Source organism: Lacrimispora sp. 38-1 (genome assembly GCF_049890855.1).
Lineage (GTDB): Bacteria > Bacillota > Clostridia > Lachnospirales > Lachnospiraceae > Lacrimispora.
The window spans coordinates 1-1,733 of sequence record NZ_JBANEW010000009.1; the positions used below are offsets into that span (position 1 = coordinate 1).

The following is a 1,733-nucleotide window of genomic DNA, read 5'->3' on the forward strand; positions in this document are numbered from 1 at the left end:
GTAAATGGTAAATAACCAGTCCTGGTCAATAAGTTCGCCGCCCGATTGGGGCGGCGGTAAATTTACCGTGTTTTTAGTTTTCTACAACGATCTGGCAATTCCTCTGACCAAGGCATTAATTCTGCCAGTTTATTTTCTGGAACATTATTTCTTGGATAGTGCATTAACTGCTCTAGCAGATATGAGAAGTACTCATACGGTTTAAGATTATTCGCTTTTGCTGTTTCAGCAATGCTATATAAGGCAGCGCTAGCCGCTGCACCGTTCTTCGAATCGATGATGTGCCAGCTGTGTTTACCAACACAGAATGAACGGACACTTCTTTCTGCATCATTGTTATCAAGAGGTATTTCCGAATCCTCTAGAAATACTCTTAAAAACTGTTCTTGATGGATGGAATAATTAAGAGCACCTGCCAGTTTCGAGCTTTTATCCAGTCCCGTTTTACCGGCATACTCTTTTACCCACTCAAAATAAGCATCCACAAGAGGCTTGACTGAGTTTTTTCTATGATCCAGCCTTTCCTCATCGGATGATTTTTCATACATATGATCTACATGATAGATAGCAGCGATTCTTTTTACTCCTTCAGCTGCTATTTTCTGCCCAGGTGTGGAAGGACCGTTTTTTCCACTGGCTTTTACAATCTCTGCGAACCGTCTTCTGGCATGAGACCAGCATCCGGCAACCTTCAGATCATCAGACCGTTCTTTCGCCAGGGTGTGATATACCTGATAACCATCTGTCACAAGAGTCCCTTTGTATCCTTTTAGGAATTCTCTTGGAGCGTCTGTCCCTCTCGTTCCTGGATACTCGTAAAGGAAAACCGGTGGTTTTTCCGGACTGCCAGGTGAATGGTAGACCCACATATACTGCTTGCTTTTTTCCGGCATTACAAATGGAGTTTCGTCACAATGTATATGGTGGCTTTTCATAATCTCTGCCTTCATCATGTCACGTACCGGACCAAGATAGTATTGGTAAATACGGATCAGCCAGCCGGCCATGTCTTGTCTTGGAATGTTAACATTATTCCTTAAAAACTCTTCAGAAAGCCGGTTTAATGGTACTGCATTGACATATTTGGCGTTAATGATGGCTCCTGCCAGTTCCGGGGTAAGGATGCTGTGACTTAATAGACGCAGAGGAACCTCTGCGCGAAGAATCCCGCCTGTATCATGATTTCCAGCATATACTTTGATGTGATGCTCCAGTACTTCAAAGTGAGCCGGTACATACTTAAGCTCCTTGTATATTTCATCCGGCAGATAATGCCAGCCCTTTGGGAAGTGTTCTGAGAGCTCTTTTTCCGTACGTTCATGCGCTACGATGATGGTCTCGATATCCTTCAGATTGATATCACGCTTTCCCTTGGAACGAGGCTTGCGCTTACGAACAAGGATTGTTTCCATATCCAGTTCTTCGGGAATTCCATTCTCAGTCAGTGACTCAGCCTCATTGAGGATACACAGATTTTCAAGGTCGAAAGATAATTGTCCTTCTGTCGGCAGAGTCTTCTCAGATTTCCTGCCAAAACGATTCTGTGTAAGAATGGAGATTTGTTCTTTTAGACTTTCAACTTGATGGAGCATCTGCTCATTCTGCTTTTGAATGGTAGTATTCTGCTCCGAAATAAGCTGGAAACTTTCATGCAGCTGCAAGTAAAGCATAACAATCATATCTTTAGAGAGATTATTCAGTTCATCCTTAGTAATAGTAGTCTTTTCCATAGG

Annotated in this window: 1 protein-coding gene; it reads right to left on the reverse strand. The window is 42.9% G+C overall.

The window, feature by feature from the left end:
- Positions 1-62: 62 nt before the first annotated feature.
- Positions 63-1,733 (reverse strand): IS66 family transposase (gene tnpC, locus V7D18_RS02595; protein WP_426151171.1); only part of this gene is annotated, 1,671 nt, incomplete at its 5' end.